The following is a 20,167-nucleotide window of genomic DNA, read 5'->3' as shown; positions in this document are numbered from 1 at the left end:
CGACAACCCTAATGCTCACTTGGCAGCCACGCCCCCGCGAACTAGGGTCGAGTTCCGGTAGAGAAACACCTCACCGCGGGAGCTCGCGCCATGGCGGGCTGAGAGGGCGGCCGGAAACGGTGCCGCCGACCGTTGAACCTGACCGGGTAATGCCGGCGTAGGAAGGAATACCGTGACCGCTCTCGACGACCGTTCCGTGCGCCCTGCCGTCACCACGGGACCGATCGAAGGCTCCCACAAGCGCTATCTCGACGCGGACGGCCTGCGCGTCCCCGTCCGCCGGGTCGAGCTGACCAACGGCGAGCACGTCGACCTCTACGACACCTCGGGCCCCTACACCGACGACACCGCCGCCGTCGACGTCCACTCCGGACTCCCGAAGCTGCGCGCGCCCTGGATCGCCGCGCGCGAGCCCGTCGGCGGCGCGGTGACGCAGCTGGCCTACGCCAAGGCGGGCGTGATCACCGACGAGATGCGCTTCGTCGCCGCGCGCGAGGGCGTCGAGGCGGAGCTCGTGCGCCACGAGGTGGCCATCGGCCGGGCCGTGATCCCGGTCAACCGCAGGCATCCCGAGGTCGAGCCCGCCATCATCGGCAAGAAGTTCCTCGTCAAGATCAACGCCAACATCGGCAACTCGGCGGTGACCTCCTCCATCGAGGAGGAGGTCGAGAAGATGGTGTGGGCGACCCGCTGGGGCGCGGACACGATCATGGACCTGTCCACCGGCAAGCGCATCCACGAGACCCGCGAGTGGATCATGCGCAACTCCCCGGTGCCGGTCGGCACCGTGCCGATCTACCAGGCGCTGGAGAAGGTCGGCGGCGACCCGGCGAAGCTGAGCTGGGAGGTCTACCGCGACACCGTGCTCGAACAGTGCGAGCAGGGCGTGGACTACATGACCGTGCACGCGGGCGTGCTGCTGCGCTACGTGCCGCTGACGGCCAAGCGGGTCACCGGGATCGTCTCGCGCGGCGGGTCGATCATGGCGGCGTGGTGCCTGGCGCACCACCGGGAGTCGTTCCTCTACACGCACTTCGAGGAGCTGTGCGACATCCTGCGCGCCTACGACGTCACCTTCTCCCTCGGCGACGGCCTGCGCCCCGGCTCCATCGCCGACGCCAACGACGCCGCCCAGTTCGCCGAGCTGCGCACGCTGGGCGAGCTGACCCACATCGCCCGCGCCAAGGACGTGCAGGTGATGATCGAGGGGCCCGGCCACGTGCCGATGCACAAGATCGCCGAGAACGTGCGGCTGGAGGAGGAGCTGTGCGGCGAGGCGCCGTTCTACACCCTCGGTCCACTCGCGACGGACATCGCGCCCGGCTACGACCACATCACCTCGGCCATCGGCGCCGCGCAGATCGGCTGGCTGGGCACGGCGATGCTCTGCTACGTGACGCCGAAGGAGCACCTGGGCCTGCCCAACCGCGATGACGTCAAGACCGGCGTCATCACCTACAAGATCGCCGCGCACAGCGCCGACCTCGCCAAGGGGCACCCGCGCGCCCAGGAGCGCGACGACGCGCTGTCCAAGGCGCGCTTCGAGTTCCGCTGGACCGACCAGTTCAACCTGGCGCTGGACCCGGACACCGCGCGCTCCTTCCACGACGAGACACTGCCCGCCGAACCGGCCAAGACCGCGCACTTCTGCTCGATGTGCGGGCCGAAGTTCTGCTCGATGAAGATCACCCAGGACGTGCGGCGCTACGCCGAGGAGCACGGCCTGGACTCCGCCGAGGCGATCGAGGCGGGCATGGCGGCCAAGTCCACCGAGTTCGGCGAGCAGGGCGGCAAGGTCTACCTGCCGATCGTGCCGTGACCCCACCGCGCGTGCTCACCATCGCCGGGTCGGATTCCGGCGGCGGCGCCGGGCTGCAGGCCGACCTGCGCACGTTCTTCGCGTGCGGGGTGCACGGCATGACGGCCGTGACGGCGGTGACGGTGCAGAACTCGGTGGGCGTCAGCGACTACCACGTCATCCCGCCGGAGGTGGTGGCCGCGCAGATCCGGGCGGTCGCCACCGACATCGGCGTGCAGGCGGCCAAGACCGGCATGCTGGCCACCGCCGAGACCATCGCCGCGATCGCCGACGCGCTCGACCAGGTCCACATCGGACCACTGGTGGTCGATCCCGTGGCCGCGTCGATGCACGGCGACCAGCTGCTGCGCGACGAGGCACTGGACGCGCTGAAGTCGCTGCTGTTCCCGCGCGCGGAGATCGTCACGCCGAACCTGGACGAGGTCCGGCTGCTCACCGGGATCGACGTCACAGACCGCGTCCGGCAATACGCGGCGGCGGAGGCTCTGCACGCGATGGGCCCGAAGTGGGTGCTGGTCAAGGGCGGGCACCTGTGGACCGATCCGTCCTGTGTGGACCTGCTGTTCGACGGCGCGGAGTTCACCGAGCTGGACGGGCCGAGGTTCGACGTCAAGGACACCCACGGCAGCGGCGACACCCTCGCCTCGGTGATCACCTCGGCGCTGGCGAAGGGCAGGACCGTTCCCGAGGCGGCACGCCTGGGCAAGGCGTTCATCGTGGAGTCGGTGCGCGCGGCCTACCCGCTGGGCGCCGGTGTCGGGCCGGTTTCACCGCTGTGGCGGCTGCCGGACGCCGAGACGTTCCTCCATATGGAGTAATGTTCCGGCGGTGATCAGTCGCTCCGCAGCCCGGTCGTTCGTCGAACGCCCCCGGTTCCAGCAGGTCGTCATCGGGGTGATCGTGCTCAACGCGGTCACCCTGGGCCTGCAGACGTCCCGCTCGGTCACCGCCGAGCACGGGGAGCTGCTCATGGCGCTCGACCGGGCCGCGCTGGTCTTCTTCGTGACGGAGATCGCCGTGCGGCTCTACGCCCACGGCCGCGAGTTCTTCCGCGACCCGTGGAGCCTGTTCGACCTGGTCGTCGTCGGCATCGCGCTGATCCCGGCGGTGGGCCCGTTCGCCGTGCTGCGGTCGTTGCGCGTGCTGCGGGTGCTGCGGCTGTTCACCGCGATCCCGGCGATGCGCCGCGTCGTCGGCGGGCTGCTGTCGTCGCTGCCCGGCATGGCCTCGATCATCGTGCTGCTCGGCCTCGTGCTGTACGTGGCGGGCGTGCTGGCGACGACGCTGTTCGGCGCGGTGCGGCCCGAGGAGTTCGGCTCGCTGGACCACTCGCTGTTCACCCTGTTCCAGATCATGATCGGCGAGGTCGGCATGGACGTCGCCAAGGACGTCATGGCCGCCGAGCCGCTGGCCTGGATCTTCTTCGTGGTCTACATCGTGGTGTCCAGCTTCGCGGTGCTGAACCTGTTCATCGGCGTCATCGTCTCCAGCGTCGAATCCGAGTTCACCCGCGAGCAGTTCGCCGCCGAGGAGCAGCGCGACGCCGAGGAGACCGTCGTCGTGGCATCGATCCTGGCCGAGCTGAAGGCCCTGCGCGCCGAGGTCGCCGACCTGCGCGGGGTCACTCGGGAAGAAGCGTCTCCAGGACGGGGATAGCCGCCATCAGCAGCGCCCGCTCGTCCTCGCCGAGCCGGTCCAGGCGCCGCCCCAGGTCCTGCACCCGGCTCGACCGCACCCCCGAGACGACCCGCTCCCCGTCCTCGGTGGCGCGCACCAGCCACGCCCGCCGGTCGGCCGGATCGGGCTCGCGGAGCACGTATCCGGCCTCCACCAGCCCGGCCACGACCCGCGACATCGTCGGCGCGGCCACCCCTTCCTTCGCCGCGAGGTCTCCGAGCCGCTGCTCCCCGGCATGCACCAGTGTGGACAGTGCCGACAGCGACCCGTGCCCGATCCCGGCGCCGCCGGAGCGCCGCAGCGAGCGCGAGAGCCTCCCGATCGCCAGGTAGAGGCGGGCGGCGATGTCGGTCTCCGCGAGGGCAGGCGCGGCGGGGTCCACCGGGTTCGGGTCCGCCGGGCCAGAGTTCACCGGGCCAGAGTTCACCGGGCCAGAGTTCATCGGGACATTGTCGCCGAATCCGGACAGCCGCCCAACGCCCACCCGGGCGTTGGGACGGCCTCAGCGCGGCGGGCTGGACGCCTGGGCCCAGAAGCGCTGGGGAATCCGGCCCGCCGACCGGGCGAGGCGGCCGGCGATCACGGCGTGGCGCATGGCAGTGGCCATCCGCTCGGGGGATTCGGCCCGGGTGACGGCGGTGGCGAGGAGGACGGCCGCGCAGCCGAGTTCCATGGCCAGGGCCGCGTCGGAGGCGGTGCCGATGCCCGCGTCCAGGATCACCGGGACGGCCGCGCGGGCGACGATCAGCTCGATGTTGTGCGGGTTGCGGATGCCGAGGCCGGTGCCGATCGGCGAGCCGAGCGGCATGACGGCGGCGCAGCCCGCTTCCTCCAGCCGCAGCGCCAACACCGGATCGTCATTCGTGTAAGGGAGAACGACGAAACCGTCCTCGACCAACGTGTGGGCGGCTTCCAGCAGCTCCACCGGGTCGGGCAGCAGGGTGCGGTCGTCGGCGACGACCTCCAGTTTCACCCAGTTCGTGCCGAGGGCCTCGCGGGCGAGGCGGGCGGTGAGGACGGCCTCGGCTGCGGTGCGGCAGCCCGCGGTGTTGGGCAGCGGGTCGATGCCGGTGCGGCGCAGCAGGTCCAGGACGCCGGTGCCGGTCCCGGCGTCGACCCGGCGCAGGGAGACGGTGGTCAGCTCGGTGCCGGAGGCGAGCAGGGCGCGTTCCAGCACGGCCAGGTTGGCCGCGCCGCCGGTGCCGGTGATCAGCCGCGATGAGTACTCGCGGCCGGCGATGACGAGTGGGTCGTCCACGGTCAGCCTCCCTGCACGGCGGTCAGCACTTCCAGCACCGCACCCGGCGCCACCACGGCCGTCGCGTGCGCCGCCCTGGGCACGACGGCCCCGTCGACGGCGACGGCGACCCCGGCCGACGGCAGCCCGAGCCCGGCCAGCACCGCCGCCACCGTCGCGCCGTCGGCGACCTCGCGGTCGACCCCGTTCACGGCGATCCTCATCGGACTCCTTCCCTGACCAGCTCCAGCACCGCGTCCGCCGTGGTGGGCGCGAGGAGCAGGCCGTTGCGGTGGTGGCCGGTGGCGGCGATGACGCCCGGTTCCAGCCACCCGACCTTCGGCACGTTGTCCGGGCTGCCCGCGCGCAGCCCGGCGGCGGACTCGACCAGCGCGTACTCGCCGACGCCCGGCAGCACGACCTCGGCGTCGGCGATCAGGTCGCGCACGCCGCCCGCGGTGACCTCGGTGTCGTAGCCGACCTCGTGCTGGGTGGCGCCGAGCACCAGCGACCCGTCGCCGCGTGGCACGAGGTAGACGGGGCGCCCGGACACCAGCGCGCGCACGGTGCGCGTGGGCGGGGGCAGGACCCCCGGGCGGGCGCGCAGGCGCAGGATCTCGCCCTTCACCGGCCGGACGAACCCGCTCAGCGCCGGGTGCAGGTCCCGGCTGCGGGCCCCGGCCGCGACGACCACCGCGTCACACTCCACAGTAGACTTATCCGGCGCTTCCGGGGCAGGGTCGGACAATTCGACCACTCCGGGCCGCACGGCGGTCGCCGGCGCTGTGAGAAACCGCACACCCCCGGCCGCGCACGCACGGAGCAGCGCGCCGATCAGCTCGCGGTTGTCCACCGCCAGGTCGCCCGGCACGGACAGCCCCGAACGGACCCGCGGCCCCAGGCACGGCTCCAGCCGCCGCGCCGCCCGCCCGCTGATCCGCTCGACCTCGCGCCCACGCCCGGCCAGGTACCCGGCCAGCGCCGCCAGCACCGCCGCGTCGGCCGGGTCCACCGCCAGCACCAGCGTCCCCGCGCCGAGCAGCCCGACGCCCAGCTCCTCGGCGAAGGACGGCCAGCGCTCCAGCGCGGCGGAACCCAGCTCCAGCGCCGCCTCCTCGCCCGGCCACGACTCGGTGACCGGGGCCAGCATGCCGCCCGCCACCCACGACGCGCCCCGGCCGGGTTCGGGATCGATGAGCCGCACGGCGTGCCCGGCGGCGGCCAGCCGCCACGCGCACGCCAACCCGATGACACCGCCACCCACGACGGCCAGCTGTCCCACTTGTCCCACGCTCCCTGCGCCGGCATGACCCGGATCAGGTTCGACGGTCGGAGCGCGCCAGCTCCCTCTCAGCCCGTACCCGGACTCCCGTGCGACCAGACCCCAACCGTAGCGTGCGATCCATGCCCGGACTAGACGCCGCCCAGATCCGCGCCCGCCTGGCCTCGGCGCGGCTGTACCTGTGCACCGGGCTGCGGCCCGACCTCGCCGAGTTCGTCGACGCCGCGCTGCGCGGCGGCGTCGACATCGTGCAGCTGCGGGAGAAGGGCCTGGAGGCCAGGCCGGAACTGGCCGCGCTGGAGCCCATCGCGCAGCTGTGCGCCGAGCACGGGGCGCTGCTGGCGGTCAACGACCGCGCCGACGTCGCGCTCGCCTCCGGCGCCGACATCCTGCACCTCGGCCAGGACGACCTGCCGGTGCCGCTGGCCCGCCGGGTCGCGGGCGCGGACATCGCCGTCGGCCGCTCCACCCACGACCTCGCCCAGGCCCGCGCCGCCGCGGCCGAGCCGGGCGTGGACTACTTCTGCACCGGCCCCTGCTGGCCGACCCCCACCAAGCCCGGCAGGCCCGCCCCCGGCCTCGACCTCGTGCGCGCCACCGCGGCGCTGGGCCAGGACCGTCCGTGGTTCGCCATCGGCGGCATCGACGCGGCCAGGATGGGCGAGGTCACCGCGGCGGGCGCGGAGCGCGTCGTCGTCGTGCGCGCGCTGACCGAAGCGACCGATCCCACTGCCGCGGCACGCGACCTGCGCGCCGCGCTGGGGCAGACTGGCTGACGTGGACCTGGTCACCCTCGCCGACATCGAAGCCGCCGCCGGGCGCGTCGCCGGAACGGCCGTGCGCACCCCGCTGCTCCCCTGCCCGTGGGCCCCGCGCAGCCCGCTGTGGCTCAAGCCGGAGAACCTGCAGCCCATCGGCGCCTTCAAGATCCGCGGCGCGTACAACGCCATCGCCCGGCTGACCGACGAGCAGCGCGCCCGCGGCGTCGTCGCCTACTCCAGCGGCAACCACGCCCAGGCCGTGGCCTACGCCGCCCGCGAGTTCGGCATCCGCGCCTGGATCGTGGTGCCGAAGGACACCCCGGTGGTCAAGATCGAGGCGACCCGCTCGCACGGGGCCGATGTGGTGCTCAGCGAGGTCGGGCAGCGCGAGGCGAAGGCCGCCGAGATCCAGGCCGAGACCGGCGCGGCGCTGATCCCGCCGTTCGACCACCCGGACGTCATCGCGGGCCAGGGCACCATCGGCCTGGAGATCGCCGAGGACCTGCCCGAGGCCGACGTGGTGCTGGTGCCGGTCAGCGGCGGCGGCCTGATCTCCGGGGTAGCCACCGCGATCAAGCACCGCTCGCCGAAGACGCAGGTGTGGGCCGTGGAGCCGGAGCTGGCCGCCGACACCGCGGCGAGCCTGGCCGCGGGCGAACTCGTCGACTGGTCGGTCGCCGACCGCAACCGCACCATCGCCGACGGCCTGCGCAGCCAGCCGTCCCCGCTCACCTTCGCCCACCAACAGGCCTATGTGGACGGCATCGTCACGGTGTCGGAGGCGGAGATCCGCGCGGCCGTGGCGCTGCTGGCCGAGAAGGCGAACCTGGTGGCCGAGCCCAGCGGCGCGGTCTCCGTCGCCGGCTACCTCAACCGCGACCTGCCCGAGGGCAGGACGGTCGCGGTGATCTCCGGCGGCAACATCGACCCGGCGGTGTTCACCGAGATCCTGGCCCGGTAGCGGCCAGGACGTTGCCGCGCACGCCGACGGCCATCAGCCCGCCGAGGGCGGCCATCACCGCGCAGATGACCAGCGTGGTCTTCCACGCCGCGGTGAGCGCGACCGGGTCGGCGTAGGCCGCGCCGGAGAGCCCGGCCGCCACAGGCAGCACGGCGACGGCCAGCAGGCTGCCGGTGCGCGCCACCGCGTTGTTGACCCCCGAGGCCACGCCCGCGTACCGGTCGGGGGCGGCGGCCAGCACGGTCGCGGTCACCGGGGCGACGACGACGGAGAGCCCGAGGCCGAAGAGCACCACGCCCGGCAGCACCCCGCCCAGGTAGGACGCCCCGGGCACGGCCCTGGTGAGCAGCAGCATCCCGGTGGCCACCAGCAGCGGCCCGGTGACCAGGAACCAGCGCGGCCCGACCCGCGCGGCCCACGCGCCGAAGCGCGAGGACAGCAGCAGCATGAGCACGGTGATCGGGGCGCCCGCGACTCCGGCGGCGGTCGGCGGGTAGCCCAGCGAGGTCTGTAGTTGCAGGGCCATCATCAGCGTGACCCCGCCGAGCGCGCCGTAGACGACCAGCGTCAGCGCGTTGGAGATGGTGAAGGTGCGGTCGGCGAACAGCGACGGCGGCACCAGCGGCTCGCTGTCGCGGCGCAGGTGCACGACGAAGGCGGTCATCGCGACCACGCCCAGCACGCCGGACCCGACGACCAGCCAGTCCGCGCCGCGCACGGGGGCCTCGACCAGGCAGGTGGTCAGCCCGGCGAGGCCGAGCGCGCCGATGACCGAGCCGCGCACGTCGATGGCGGTGTCCGAGCCGCGGGTCTCCGGCACGCAGCGCAGCGCCAGCACGACGCAGACCACCGCGATCGGAATGTTGATCAGGAAGACGAGCCGCCACGACCACGCCTGCACCAGCAGGCCGCCGACCAGCGGACCCGCGGCGGCGGCGATGCCGGACAGGCCCGACCACGCGCCGATGGCCCTGGCGCGGTCGTCGTGGGAGAAGGTGGCCTGGATGATCGCCAGCGAGCCGGGGGTCAGCAGCGCCCCGCCGACGCCCTGCAGGACGCGGGCCACGATGAGCGAGGTCGGCGACCAGGCCAGTCCGCAGAGCACGGACGCCGCGCCGAACCAGACGACCCCGACGAGGAAGACCCGCCGCCTGCCGAAGCGGTCGCCGAGCGCCCCGGCGACGAGGATGAGGGCGGCGAGGGCGAGCAGGTAGCCGTCGACGATCCACTGCAGGTTCGCGACGGAGGCGTCCAGCTCGGCGCCGATGCGCGGGAGCGCGACGTTGACGACGAAGCCGTCGAGCATGGCCATCGCGGAGCCGAGGATGGCCGTGGTCAGGATGCCGCGGGCGACCGGTGTGCCCCACCGGACCGCGGTGGTCACGGGCGGTTCAGCGTGGCGACGAACTTGTACCGGTCGCCGCGGTAGGTGGAGCGCACCCACTCGAACGGGCGCTCTTCGACGTCGAAGGAGTGCCGCGACAGCAGCAGCATGGGCATGCCGACGTCGGCGCCCAGCAGCTCGGCCTCGTGCGGCCCGGCCAGCGCGGTCTCGATGGTCTCCTCGGCGTGGCCCATCTCGACGTCGAAGCGCTCGCGCAGGATCTGGTAGAGCGACCCGCCGGAGCTGACGTAGCGGCGCAGCCCGCGGAAGCGGCCCAGCGGCAGGTGGGTGGTCTCCATGGCCATGGGCTCGCCGTCGGCCAGGCGCAGGCGGTGCAGGCGCAGCACCTTGGCGCCCGCGCGGATGCGCAGCAGGCGGGCCAGCTCGGCCTCGGCCGGGATCTCGGAGACGTCGAGGAGCTTGGAGGACGGCTCGCGGCCCTGGGCGAGCATGTCCTCGGTGTAGGAGGACAGCTGCAGGCGCTGGGCGACCTTGGGCTCGGCGGCGAAGGTGCCCTTGCCCTGCACGCGCAGCAGCCTGCCCTCGACGGTCAGCTCGGCCAGCGCCTGCCGGACGGTGGTGCGGGAGACGTCGAACTCCGTCGCCAGGGAACGCTCGGTGGGGATGGGCGAGCCCGGTGGCAGGCTGCCCAGCAGGTCCAGCAGGTGCCGCTTCAGCCCCCAGTACTTCGGCTCCCGCTGCCCCCTCGCCACCGAACCATCGACGGCGGACATCTCCAGCATGGTGTCCTCCTGTGTCTCGCTCCCGGATACAGAATGCCCTGTCCAGGCCCCTCTCCGCGATCACACCCCCGGTGAACGGGCATGAACGGTTGTGAACCACCCCCGATCTGCGCGCCGATCGAGCGGTCCACGCGCTATGATTGGTCTAGACCTTAACGCGTGAGGAGCCGTGGATGACCAACCCGCCCCCCGGTGAGCGGATGCGCGCCGAGATCGCCGCCCAGCCCGACGTGCTGGCCGGGCTGGTCGAGCACCGCTCGGCGCTCGCCGAGGTCGCGGCCAGGATCGCCGCGGCCAAGCCCCGGTTCGTGCTGTTCGCCGCCCGCGGCACCAGCGACCACGCCGCCCTCTACGCCAAGTACCTGACCGAGGTCCACCTGGGCCTTCCGGCGGGCTCGGTGTCGCCGTCGACCACCACCCTCTACGGCGCCGAGCCCGACCTCACCGACGTGCTGTACGTGACGGTGAGCCAGAGCGGCGGCTCCCCCGACCTGGTCGAGGCCACCCGCTCGGCCAAGGCGCGCGGCGCGCTGACGGTCGCGGTGACCAACACCGGCGACTCGCCGCTGGCCGAGGCGGCAGAGCTGGCCGTGGACGTGGCCGCCGGGCCCGAGGTCGCCGTGGCGGCCACCAAGACCTACACGGCCACGCTGCTGTCGCTCTACCTGCTCATCGACGCCGTGCGCGGCGGCACCGCCGAGGCCGTCGCCGACATCGGCGAGCTGGCCGCCGCGGCACTGGCCGCCGAAGGCGTGGACGAGGCCGTCGCCCGGCTGCGCTTCGCCGACCGGGTGCTCACCACCGGCCGCGGCTACTCCTCGGCCACCGCCGCCGAGGCCGCGCTCAAGCTGGCCGAGACCAGCTACCTGCCCGCCCGCGCCTACAGCGCCGCCGACCTGCTGCACGGCCCGGTGGCCGCCGTCGACAAGGACACCGCCGTGGTCGCGGTGGCCAGCGCCGGACGCGGCGGCGACGCCGTGCGCGAGGCGCTGGAGGTCGTCGCGGGCAACGGCGCCGACATCATCGCCGCCGGGTCCGCCGCCGCCGACGTGCCCGCCACCCTGCGCATCGGGCTGCCCACCACCGCCGAGGAGATCGCGCCGATTCTGGAGATCCTGCCGCTGCAGCGCCTGGCCCACGGCCTGGCCCTGGCCCGCGGCGGCGACCCGGACGCCCCGCGCGGGCTGAGCAAGGTGACCCGCACCCGCTAGCCGGAGCCGTTCGGTAGCCGTTCGGTCGCTGTGCGGAAGGTCACGGCCTCCCTAGACTGGACCGATGCGGAGGACGTCGTTCGCGCGCTGGCCCTGTTCCATCGCCCGGACGATGGACCTCATGGGCGACCAGTGGACGCTGCTGGTCCTGCGCGAGTCCTTCTACGGCACCCGACGCTTCGACGCGTTCCAGGCGGCACTGGGCATCGCCAGGAACACCCTCACCGAGCGGCTCGACCGGCTCACCGGGGCAGGCCTGCTGACCAGGGTGCGCTACCAGGAGCGCCCGACCCGCTACGAGTATGTGCTGACCGACATGGGCCGCGACTTCTTCCCGGTGCTGGCCGCGATCATCCGCTGGGGCGACGCCTGGCTCGGCGACGGCCCCGACGCCCCGCTGGTGCTGCGCCACCGCGCCTGCGGCCACCCGACGGCCGCGGTGGTCAACTGCGGCGAGTGCGGCGGCGAACTGACCGCGGGCGCCGTCGCCGTCGAACCCGGCCCCGGCATGCCCGCCGACGAACGCGCCCGACTGGCCGGAGCATGACCGATGTCCCGCCCGCACGCCCTGCGGGGATGTCGAGGTCAGAGCCGAGCCGCTCCGCATCCGCACCCAAGGGGACCGACCCGCGACTGACCCACGGGCGCCCCGTCGACCGGCTGGTCGAACCCGACGCGACCACCATGGAGAGGGCCGGGGAGGCGGGCAGCCCGCTCCGTCGAGGGGGTGGGACGGAGCGGGCCACCCCCGATGCTACGCCGAATGGAGCAGCGGGGGCAGGCGCGGGTCCGGTCGCCGTCGGCGTGGACGCCGGAGGGTCGAGCACAAGGGCCGTCGCCGTGGACGCTCACGGGGCCGTGGTGGGTCGCGGCTCCGCGGGTGGGGCGAACCCGAACTCCAACGGGCTCGCCGCCGCGGCCTCCAACGTCGCCGCGGCCGTGGCGGCCGCGCTGGACGGGCGGGTGTGCGCCGGGGTCGTGCTGGGCATGGCCGGGTCGTCGAAGCTGCTGGCCGAGCCCGCCGCCATGGAGCGCTACGCCACCGCGCTGGCCGGGGTGGGCGCGCCGCGCCCGCGGGTGGTCTCCGACGCCGAGGTGGCGTTCGCCTCCGGGGCGGCGGAGGCCGACGGGGTGGTGCTGATCGCCGGGACCGGGTCGATCGCGATGCGGATCACCGGACACCGGCGGGCCGCGGTCGCGGGCGGCTACGGGTGGCTGCTCGGCGACGAGGGCTCGGCGTTCTGGCTCGGCCGGGAGGCGGTGCGGGCGGCGTTGGCCGCGCTGCTGGCGGGCGACGCGACCGGCCCGCTGGTGCGCGCCGTGCTGGACGACACGGGCGCAAGCGCTTTCGGCGAGCTGATCACGGTGGTCAACAACCGTCCGCCCATCGCACTGGCCCAGCTGGCCCCGCTGGTCAGCGCGCACGCGGGCGACCCGGTGGCCGACGACATCGCCGAGCGGGCCGCGACCGGCCTCGCCGGGCTGGCCCGGCAGGTGTGGCGGGGCGGGCCGGTGGTGCTCGCCGGGTCGGTGGCCGGGCCGGGCACCCCGGTCGGCACCCGGCTGCGCAGGCTGCTGGACGGCTTCGACGTGCGCACCGCCGACAACGGCGTGCTGGGCGCGGCCCGCCTGGCCGCGGTCGCCGCCTTCGGCGAGCGGGTCGGGCGAGCGGTCACCAGGGCTTGAGCTAGGCCTGTCCGGTGGCGGAGACTTCGACGCGCGGGTGTCGGATGCCCGGGTGGTCGGCGGGCAGCGAGCGGTGCAGCACGACCGCGCTGGCGGCGAGCACGGCGGCGATCAGCGGCCAGGACAGCGCGACCTGCGCCACCGTGAGCCACCACACCGACCCCGACCACCACAGCAGCGCGAACACCGCCGAGCGCAGCGTGTACTGGCCGAGCACCCACACCCAGCTGGCCCGCCCGTAGGCGCGCACCAGGTCGGGGTCGCGTCGCCAGCGCGCCTTCTGCCCCAGCACCGCGCCCACGACCACGCCCAGCAGCGGCCAGCGCACCAGGACGCTCACCGCCCAGGCCAGTCCACTGGCCACATTGGACAGCAAACGGATGAGGAAGAAGTCCTCGGCCCGTCCGGTGTAGAGGACCACGAGCGCCGCGGCGGCCACCGCGGCGAGGCTGCCCAGCACGGCCGTCGCCTTGCCCCCGGTGGCGACCCGCCACCCGGCGATCACCAGCGCGACCGCGCACGCCGCCGCCGCCGCCCACCCGATCGAGTGACCCGGCAGCAGCCAGACGAGACCGAACGCGACCGGCGGCGCGGTGGCGTCCAGGGCGCCGCGCCTGCCCCCGAGGAGGTCGGCGAGGGAGTCCCGCCGGGCCGCCTTCCCGGATTCACCCGTGCTGGTCACCCCACCAGCCTGCCTTACCGCGCTGAGGTTAGGTAGCCCTAACCGGGAATGCCGTCGGGCCGAACCCGGTTGGCCCCGAAAGGCGTCGACTCTACGCTGGGGCCGACCGACGGTGGCGTACCTCCGACTCGGCTTGAGATATTGGTCGAGTTGGTTGGGGAAGCCAACGGGTTCGAGGGGAGGGCCGTGCGGTGTCCGTCTGGGAGAGCTGGATAGCGCTGGGGGACAGCTTCACCGAAGGGGTCGGCGACGATGGGCCGGACGGCTGCATAGGCTGGGCCGACCGGCTCGCCGCCGCGCTGGCCGAGCAGTACCCGCGGCTGCGCTACGCCAACCTGGCGCTGCGCGGCAAGATGCTGGCCGAGATCGTGGACGAGCAGGTGCCGGTCGTCGAGGAGCTGCGCCCCCAACTGGTCACCCTCTGTGGTGGCGGCAACGACATCATCACCCCGGGCAGTGACGTGGACGACGTCGCCGCGCTGTTCGAGTCGGCCGTGCGCAGGCTGCGCGCCGCGGGCTGCGATGTGGTGATGTTCACCGGGCCGGACCCGCGCGTGCAGCCGCTGCTGCGCCGGGTGCGCGGCAAGGTGGCGATCTACAACGGACACCTGCGGGCCATCGCCGAGGCGCACGGCGCGATGGTGGTCGACCTGTGGTCGATGCGCGTGCTGCACGACCGGCGCTCCTGGTGCGAGGACCGCCTGCACTTCTCCACCGAGGGCCACCGGCGCATCGCGCTGCGCGCCGCCGAGGTGCTCGGCGTGCCCGGCCAGGCCGACTGGCGCGAGCCGCTGCCGCCGGAGCCGCCGCAGCACTGGCTCAACGAGCGCCGCGCCGACCTCGCCTGGACCACGACGCACCTGCTGCCCTGGGTCCGCCGCCAGCTGACCGGCGAGTCCCTCGGCGACGGCCTGCAGCCCAAGCGCCCCGAGCTGACCCCGATCCGGCTGCGGTCGCGGTCCTGAGCGGACGGACGCCGGAGAGGAAAATGCCGGCCGGCGCCATCCCCCTCCAGGCGCCGACCGGCGGGGCCGCGCGGAGCTCCCCCACCGCGGGCCGCGTCCCGAAGGACACGGGCGAAGCCTGCCGGCCCGCGGGCCGCCACGGCTAAACGCCGGCTAAACGCGGGTCGGCGGCGAGTCGGGCGGCAGTGAGTCGGGCGGCAGTGAGTTGAGCGCAGCGACGGCGGACTCGGCCAGCGGGGAGCCCACCTGCTCGTAGAGCGCCACGGCCAGCTCAAGCTCGCGCCTGGCCGAGGTGATGTCGCCCAGATCACGGCGCACCCTGGCCAGCACCTCGCGGCCGAAGGCCTCGGTCAGCGTCTGCCCGTTCAGCTCGGCCAGCGACACCGCCTCGTCGGCGTGCGCCGCGGCGGCGGCGAACTCGCCGGTGGCGTGCTCCAGCTCGGCCAGGTTGGCCAGGGCCAGGCCCACGAAGCCGAGGTCGCCCACCTCCCGGTAGGCCGCGACGGCGGCGCGCTGCGGCGCCACGGCGGCGGCCGGGTCGTCCAGGTTGAGGTGCGCCTGGGCGATGTTGTTGAGCAGGTTGGCCTCGGTGCCGCGGTTGCCCGCCCGCTGGGCCAGCTCCAGCGCGCGCTCGTAGCCCGCGAGCGCCTCGCGGTAGCGGCGGGCGGTGAAGTGCGCCGAGGACAGGCCGTTGTAGGCCATCGCGAGGATGTGCGGGTCGTCGAGGTCCGCGGCGATCGTGACCGACCGCTCGGCGTCGGCGACGGACTCCGGCCCCGCGCCGAAGCGGCTCAGCATGACCAGGCGGTTGAGCAGCACCAGCACCTCGCCGCGCCCGTCGCCTGCGGCGCGGGCGCTGTCGAGGCCGACGCCGACCAGCCACTCCCAGTCGTCGCGGCGCGGGCGGACCCTGCGGTACTCGCCCGCGATCCTGGCCAGCCGCCACACCAGGTCGTGGCAGCCCGCCTCGGCGCCCGCCGCCGCGCAGGCCAGCAGGGTCGGCCACTCGCGCTCGAACCAGTCCAGCGCGGCCGCGCGGTCGGGCAGGTCGGGGCGGGCGAGGTCGGGGAAGTCGGTCGCCGGGGTGAGTCCGTCGGGGATCGTGCGCAGGTGGCGGCGGGCGGAGTCGGCGGCGACCAGGTAGTAGCGCAGCAGCTCGCGCAGCGCCGCGACCGCGTCGACCGGCTCGCCCGCGCCGTCGAGCTGGTCCCTGGCGAACAGGCGCACCAGGTCGTGCACGCCGAAGAGGTCGGCGTCGACCTCGACCACCAGGAAGGACTCGGCGAGCCCGTGCAGCCGCTCGCGCGCGCCCGCGACCGTCGTGCCGCAGAGCGCGGCGACGGCGTGCACGTCGAACCACTGGCCGGGGAACACCCCGAGCAGGGCCAGCGCGCTCCCCTGCTCGGGGGCGAGGCCGCGGACGGTGACGTCGAGCGCGGCGCGCACACCGGTCTCGTCGTCGAGGCCGAGGCCCGCGAGCCTGCCGCGCTCGTCGGCCAGCTCGGCGACCAGGTCCGTCGTCGTCCACTGCGGACGGACGACGAGCCGGGCCCCGGCGATGCGCAGCGCCAGCGGCAGGTAGCCGCACAGCTCGACCAGCCGGGCCCTGGCCGCGGTCTCCTCGGCGTCGCGCGGGGCGCCCGCCACGTGCTCGACCACCCGTTCGGCCGCCGCGGCGGACAGGATGTCCAGCACCAGCAGCCTGGCGCCGTCGGCGACCAGGCCGTCGAGCCTGCGGCGGCTGGTCACCAGCACCAGCGACGTGCCGCCGCCGGGCAGCAGCGGGCGGACCTGCTCGGCGTCGCGGGCGTCGTCGATGACGACGAGCACGCGCCTGCCCGCCAGCAGCGTGCGGTAGAGCGCGGCGCGGTCGCCGACCTCGGCGGGCACGTCGTGCACGGCGACGCCGAGGGCGAGCAGGAAGCGCGCCAGCGCCTCGGCCGGGTCCAGCGGAGGGCGGCGCGGATCGAAGCCGCGCATCGCCACGTGCAGCACGCCGTCGGGGAACAGCTCCGCGTTGCGCGAGCCCCACAGCACCGCCAGCGCGCTCTTGCCGATGCCCGCGGGTCCGGCGACCACGCCGATCACCGGCGCGGTCCCGTCGGCGCTGGTGCGCAGGCCGTCGAGCCAGGCCAGCTCCGGCTCGCGCCCGGCGAAGCCGCGCGGCGGGGCGGGCAGCTCGGCCGGGGTGAGCAGGCCGACGCGCGGGGTCACCACCGTCGGCTGGCTCAGCAGGCCGGTGTCGTCGCGCAGCACCCGGCTGTGCAGCTCGCGCAGCGCGACACCGGGCTCGATGCCGCGCTCGGCGGCCGCGCGGCGGGCGAAGCGCTGGTAGACCTCCAGCGCCGCGGCCCGCCTGCCGCCGCGGTAGAGCGCCAGCACGAACTGCGCGGTGAAGTGCTCGCGGAAGGGGTAGGTGTCGACGAGGGCGGCCAGCTCGCCCATCACCTCGTCGTGGCGGCCGAGGTCGAGGTCGGCGTCGATGCGCGCCTCGATGACGGTGAAGCGCAGCTCGGTCAGCTCGGGCGCGCGGACCCTGCGGTCGATATCGGAGAGCTCGGGGCCGCGCCAGAGCGCCTGGGCCCGGCCCAGCAGCTCGGCGCGCTCGGCGGAGCCCCGGCCGCGGGCCCTGGCCAGCAGCGAGCGGGCCAGCGTCACGTCCACCCGCCGCGGGTCGACCACCAGCCGGTAGTCCGAGCCCTCGGTCTCGATCACCGCGCCGCCAGGGTCCACATCGGACAGCCACTTGCGCAGCCGGGAGATGTAGCCCTGCACGATGGTGCGCGCCGTCGTCGGCGGCTCGTTGTTCCACAGCACGTCCACGATGCGGGCGATCGGCACCGACTGGCCCGCGTCGAGCAGCAGCATGGCCAGCAGCGCCCGCGCCCCCGGCCCGCCCACGGCGTGCACGGTGTCGCCGCGGGTCGCGCACACCGGGCCGAGAACGCGGAACAGCACCTGTTCCGCGCTCTCGGGTGTTTCCGTCTCCACCACGTCATCCCCCTTGTGCGGCTCCTCCCCGAGCGCGCAAAGGACAATTTAGCGGCAACACGTCAACGGTCGGCCCAATTGGTGATTTCCCGTCGAACCCACCCGAATGGCGTAGGCATTACTAACTCACGGTTAGCGCGAAAGAGGTGTGAACGTCCGCGAGGCAACGAAGTCCGGCCGCGGACTCGGCGCGGCGTACGGCTCCACAAGGGAGTTCTCCACGCTGTTGAACACCACGAAGATGTTCGACCTCGGGAACGGGGTGATGTTGTTGCCCGAGCCGTGCATGATGTTGGAGTCGAACAGCAGCGCCGATCCGGCGGGCCCGGTGAACTGGTCGATCCCGTAGGTCTGGGCCAGTTCGGCGATGTGCTCGCGGCTGGGCACGCCGATCTCCTGCTCCTTGAGCGAGGCCTTGTAGTGGTCGGCGGGCGTTTCCCCCACGCACGGCACGAATGTGCGCTGCGAGCCCGGCATGACCATCAACCCGCCGTTGAACGGGTAGTTGTCGGTCAGCGCGATCGACATCGACACCGCGCGCGGCAGCGGCATGCCGTCCTCGGCGTGCCAGGTCTCGAAATCGGAGTGCCAGTAGAAGCCCTTGCCCTTGAACCCGGGCATGTAGTTCACCCGGCTCTGGTGCACGTACACCTCGGAGCCGAGGATCTGGCGCGCGCGGTCGAGCACCCGGGGATCGGCCACCAGCTCGGCGATCAGCTCGCTGATCCGGTGCACCTCGAAGATCGAGCGGACTTCGGCGGACTCCTTCTCCACGATGGTGCGCTCGTCGGCCTTGACCTTCTCGTCGGCGGCCAGACGGGCCAGCTCGTCGCGGTACGCGCTCACCTCGTTGGGCGACAGCAGGCCGGCGTACTGCGAGTAGCCGCGCGCCTCGTGCCCGGCGAGCGTGGCCGCGTCCAGCGGGCCGTCGGCGCCAGGCCAGACGGTCGGCTCCACCCGCTCGATGAGCCCGGTCGGCTCCGGGGTGCGGGTGCGGTAGCGGTCTTCTGTCCGCACGTCGGTCAGGGTCATGGGTCCTCCTCGATGTCCCAGCGGTGACGTCCCCAGCGGTGGCGTCCCCAGCGGTGGCTGCCCGGGCCGTCAGGACGCGGCGGGCTCGGTCACCAGCGGGTAGACACCGTTCTCGTCGTGCACCTCGCGGCCGGTGACCGGCGGGTTGAACACGCACACCGTGCGCATCAGCGTCTTCGGGCGCAGCTGGTGGCGCTCGTGGCCGTCGAGCAGGTACATCGAGCCGGGGGTGAGCCGGTGCGTCTCGCCGGTCTCCTTGTCCAGCAGCTCGCCCTCGCCCTCGACCACGAACACGGCCTCGACGTGGTTGGCGTACCAGAAGTCGTTCACGGTCCCGCCCTGCAGCACGGTCTCGTGCAGCGAGAACCCGACCCCGTCGCCCGCCAGGATGATCCGCTTGCTGCGCCAGTTCGGCGTCGTGATGTCGCGGTCGGTGCCGGTGATGTCCTCCAGCGTGCGGACGATCATGCGGTTCCCTTCCCCACCACGGCGCGGACGGATTCGGCGAACACGGCCAGCCCGTGGGTGATCTCGTCGTCGGTGATGGTCAGCGGCGGCATCAGCTTGGCCACCTCGCCGTCGGGCCCCGCGGTCTCCAGCAGCAGGCCGCGCTCGAAGGCCGCGCGGCACACCGCGTCCGCGGTCTCGCCGTCGGCGAACTGCAGCCCGCGGGCCAGACCGCGGCCCTTGGCCTTGAGGTCGTGCTCCTCGGCGAGGTCGGTCAGCGTGCGGCCGACCTGCTCGCCCTTGGCCAGGGTGCTCTTCTCCAGCGTGTCGTCGGTCCAGTACTCGCGCAGCGCGGCGGTGGAGGCGACGAAGGCGGGGTTGATGCCGCGGAAGGTGCCGTTGTGCTCGCCGGGCTCCCAGACGTCCAGTTCCGGGCGCAGCAGCGTCAGCGCCAGCGGCAGGCCCATGCCGCCGATGGACTTGGACAGGCAGACGATGTCCGGGGTGATCCCGGCCTGCTCGAAGCTGAAGAACGGACCCGTGCGCCCGCAGCCCATCTGCACGTCGTCGACGATCAGCAGCATGCCGTGGCGCTCGCACAGCTCCGCCAGGCCGCGCAGCCACTCCGGGCGCGCGGCGTTGATGCCGCCCTCGCCCTGCACGGTCTCCACGATCACCGCGGCGGGCTCGTTGAGGCCGCTGCCGCTGTCGCCGAGCAGCCGCTCGAACCACAGGAAGTCCTCGACGCGCCCGTCGAGGTAGTTGTCGTAGGGCATCGGCGTGGCGTGCACCAGCGGGACGCCGGCGCCGCCGCGCTTCATCGAGTTGCCGGTGACCGACAGCGCGCCGAGCGTCATGCCGTGGAAGGCGTTGGTGAAGTTGATGACCGACTGGCGCCCGGTGATCTTGCGGGCCAGCTTCAGCGCGGCCTCCACGGCGTTGGCGCCCGCCGGGCCCGGGAACATGACCTTGTAGTCGAGTTCCCTCGGGGCGAGCGCGACGTCCCGGAAAGTCTCCAGGAAATCGCGCTTGGCCACGGTGTTCATGTCCAGCGAATGGGTCACTCCGTCGGCCATCATGTAGTCGATGACGGCTTGTTTCAGCACCGGGTTGTTGTGCCCGTAGTTCAGCGCTCCCGCGCCCGCGAAGAAGTCCAGGTATTCGCGGCCGGATTCGTCGTACAGGTGCGCGCCGACCGCCCTGTCGAACACGACGGGCCAGCTGCGGCAGTAGCTGCGCACCTCGGATTCGGTCGTCTCGAAGACGTTCACTCACTCACTCCAGGGTTT

The 20,167-nt window shown here is 73.5% G+C and carries 20 protein-coding genes and 1 riboswitch; of the genes, 9 read left to right on the top strand and 11 right to left on the bottom strand.

The window, feature by feature from the left end; all coding sequences use genetic code 11:
* Positions 1 to 172 precede the first annotated feature (172 nt).
* The 3 genes from thiC to ACFPM7_RS07660 are packed head-to-tail and all read left to right on the top strand — an operon-like array spanning position 173 to position 3,475.
* Complete coding sequence (gene thiC, locus ACFPM7_RS07670) at positions 173 to 1,819, top strand: phosphomethylpyrimidine synthase ThiC (protein ID WP_378245367.1); 1,647 nt, start codon at positions 173 to 175, stop codon at positions 1,817 to 1,819.
* Positions 1,816 to 2,637 carry a bifunctional hydroxymethylpyrimidine kinase/phosphomethylpyrimidine kinase gene (thiD, locus tag ACFPM7_RS07665; RefSeq protein ID WP_378245365.1) on the top strand — a complete coding sequence of 274 codons (822 nt, stop codon included), beginning with the start codon at positions 1,816 to 1,818 and terminating at the stop codon, positions 2,635 to 2,637. The genes thiC and thiD overlap by 4 nt, the downstream gene beginning before the upstream one ends.
* A 10-nt stretch (positions 2,638 to 2,647) precedes the next feature.
* Complete coding sequence (locus ACFPM7_RS07660; RefSeq protein WP_378245363.1) at positions 2,648 to 3,475, top strand: ion transporter; 828 nt, start codon at positions 2,648 to 2,650, stop codon at positions 3,473 to 3,475.
* Here ACFPM7_RS07660 and ACFPM7_RS07655 read toward each other — a convergent pair.
* From ACFPM7_RS07655 to thiO, 4 genes are all read right to left on the bottom strand, one after another.
* Complete coding sequence (locus tag ACFPM7_RS07655; RefSeq protein WP_465251836.1) at positions 3,441 to 3,878, bottom strand: MarR family winged helix-turn-helix transcriptional regulator; 438 nt, start codon at positions 3,876 to 3,878, stop codon at positions 3,441 to 3,443. The genes ACFPM7_RS07660 and ACFPM7_RS07655 overlap by 35 nt on opposite strands.
* A gap of 120 nt (positions 3,879 to 3,998) precedes the next feature.
* The gene (gene thiG, locus ACFPM7_RS07650) at positions 3,999 to 4,754 is read right to left on the bottom strand and encodes a thiazole synthase (protein ID WP_378245359.1); all 756 of its coding nucleotides are present in this window, start codon (positions 4,752 to 4,754) and stop codon (positions 3,999 to 4,001) included.
* Positions 4,755 to 4,756: 2 nt separating this feature from the next.
* Positions 4,757 to 4,957 carry a sulfur carrier protein ThiS gene (gene thiS / locus ACFPM7_RS07645; protein ID WP_378245357.1) on the bottom strand — a complete coding sequence of 67 codons (201 nt, stop codon included), beginning with the start codon at positions 4,955 to 4,957 and terminating at the stop codon, positions 4,757 to 4,759.
* Positions 4,954 to 6,015, bottom strand: coding sequence for a glycine oxidase ThiO (gene thiO / locus ACFPM7_RS07640; protein WP_378245355.1), 1,062 nt, complete (start codon positions 6,013 to 6,015; stop codon positions 4,954 to 4,956). The genes thiS and thiO overlap by 4 nt, the downstream gene beginning before the upstream one ends.
* A riboswitch (TPP riboswitch) is annotated at positions 6,010 to 6,116 on the bottom strand. It overlaps the preceding gene by 6 nt.
* Before the next feature lie 21 nt (positions 6,117 to 6,137).
* On the opposite strand from thiO, the gene thiE reads away from it, so the two are divergent.
* Positions 6,138 to 6,791 carry a thiamine phosphate synthase gene (thiE, locus tag ACFPM7_RS07635; RefSeq protein WP_378245354.1) on the top strand — a complete coding sequence of 218 codons (654 nt, stop codon included), beginning with the start codon at positions 6,138 to 6,140 and terminating at the stop codon, positions 6,789 to 6,791.
* 1 nt (position 6,792) lies between these two features.
* A complete protein-coding gene (locus tag ACFPM7_RS07630) occupies positions 6,793 to 7,737 on the top strand; it encodes a threonine ammonia-lyase (RefSeq protein WP_378245352.1) in 945 nt (314 codons plus the stop codon).
* Here the strand turns inward: ACFPM7_RS07630 and ACFPM7_RS07625 are convergent.
* Both ACFPM7_RS07625 and ACFPM7_RS07620 read right to left on the bottom strand, forming a co-directional pair.
* Entirely contained in the window at positions 7,715 to 9,049 is a 1,335-nt protein-coding gene (locus ACFPM7_RS07625; RefSeq protein ID WP_378246307.1) for an MFS transporter, read from the bottom strand. The genes ACFPM7_RS07630 and ACFPM7_RS07625 overlap by 23 nt on opposite strands.
* 68 nt (positions 9,050 to 9,117) lie before the next feature.
* Positions 9,118 to 9,864: a GntR family transcriptional regulator gene (locus ACFPM7_RS07620; RefSeq protein WP_378245350.1), complete on the bottom strand. Its 747-nt coding sequence runs from the start codon at positions 9,862 to 9,864 to the stop codon at positions 9,118 to 9,120.
* Between the two features lie 173 nt (positions 9,865 to 10,037).
* Here ACFPM7_RS07620 and ACFPM7_RS07615 point away from each other — a divergent pair, with 173 nt between their 5' ends.
* The 3 genes from ACFPM7_RS07615 (at position 10,038) to ACFPM7_RS07605 (ending at position 12,761) form a co-directional block, all read left to right on the top strand.
* Positions 10,038 to 11,075 carry an SIS domain-containing protein gene (locus ACFPM7_RS07615; RefSeq protein ID WP_378245348.1) on the top strand — a complete coding sequence of 346 codons (1,038 nt, stop codon included), beginning with the start codon at positions 10,038 to 10,040 and terminating at the stop codon, positions 11,073 to 11,075.
* A gap of 64 nt (positions 11,076 to 11,139) precedes the next feature.
* Entirely contained in the window at positions 11,140 to 11,622 is a 483-nt protein-coding gene (locus ACFPM7_RS07610; RefSeq protein ID WP_378245346.1) for a winged helix-turn-helix transcriptional regulator, read from the top strand.
* A 257-nt stretch (positions 11,623 to 11,879) separates the two neighbouring features.
* Positions 11,880 to 12,761, top strand: a complete 882-nt coding sequence (locus ACFPM7_RS07605; RefSeq protein ID WP_378245344.1) for an N-acetylglucosamine kinase — start codon at positions 11,880 to 11,882, stop codon at positions 12,759 to 12,761.
* Position 12,762: 1 nt separating this feature from the next.
* Here ACFPM7_RS07605 and ACFPM7_RS07600 read toward each other — a convergent pair whose 3' ends face one another.
* Positions 12,763 to 13,443, bottom strand: a complete 681-nt coding sequence (locus tag ACFPM7_RS07600) for a DUF3159 domain-containing protein (protein ID WP_378245342.1) — start codon at positions 13,441 to 13,443, stop codon at positions 12,763 to 12,765.
* Between the two features lie 191 nt (positions 13,444 to 13,634).
* On the opposite strand from ACFPM7_RS07600, the gene ACFPM7_RS07595 reads away from it, so the two are divergent.
* The gene (locus tag ACFPM7_RS07595; RefSeq protein ID WP_378245340.1) at positions 13,635 to 14,408 is read left to right on the top strand and encodes an SGNH/GDSL hydrolase family protein; all 774 of its coding nucleotides are present in this window, start codon (positions 13,635 to 13,637) and stop codon (positions 14,406 to 14,408) included.
* A gap of 153 nt (positions 14,409 to 14,561) precedes the next feature.
* Here ACFPM7_RS07595 and ACFPM7_RS07590 read toward each other — a convergent pair whose 3' ends face one another.
* The 4 genes from ACFPM7_RS07590 to ectB form a co-directional block, all read right to left on the bottom strand.
* Entirely contained in the window at positions 14,562 to 17,402 is a 2,841-nt protein-coding gene (locus ACFPM7_RS07590; protein WP_378245338.1) for an AfsR/SARP family transcriptional regulator, read from the bottom strand.
* Between the two features lie 129 nt (positions 17,403 to 17,531).
* Complete coding sequence (gene thpD, locus ACFPM7_RS07585) at positions 17,532 to 18,431, bottom strand: ectoine hydroxylase (protein ID WP_378245336.1); 900 nt, start codon at positions 18,429 to 18,431, stop codon at positions 17,532 to 17,534.
* Between the two features lie 69 nt (positions 18,432 to 18,500).
* Positions 18,501 to 18,899 carry an ectoine synthase gene (locus tag ACFPM7_RS07580; protein ID WP_378245334.1) on the bottom strand — a complete coding sequence of 133 codons (399 nt, stop codon included), beginning with the start codon at positions 18,897 to 18,899 and terminating at the stop codon, positions 18,501 to 18,503.
* Positions 18,896 to 20,149: a diaminobutyrate--2-oxoglutarate transaminase gene (gene ectB, locus ACFPM7_RS07575; protein WP_378245332.1), complete on the bottom strand. Its 1,254-nt coding sequence runs from the start codon at positions 20,147 to 20,149 to the stop codon at positions 18,896 to 18,898. The genes ACFPM7_RS07580 and ectB overlap by 4 nt, the downstream gene beginning before the upstream one ends.
* Positions 20,150 to 20,167 lie beyond the last annotated feature (18 nt).

It is taken from the genome of Actinokineospora guangxiensis (assembly GCF_042657845.1).
Taxonomy (GTDB): Bacteria; Actinomycetota; Actinomycetes; order Mycobacteriales; family Pseudonocardiaceae; genus Actinokineospora; species Actinokineospora guangxiensis.
The sequence above is the reverse complement of the archived record's forward strand: the minus strand, read 5'-3'. Positions and strand labels throughout refer to the sequence as shown.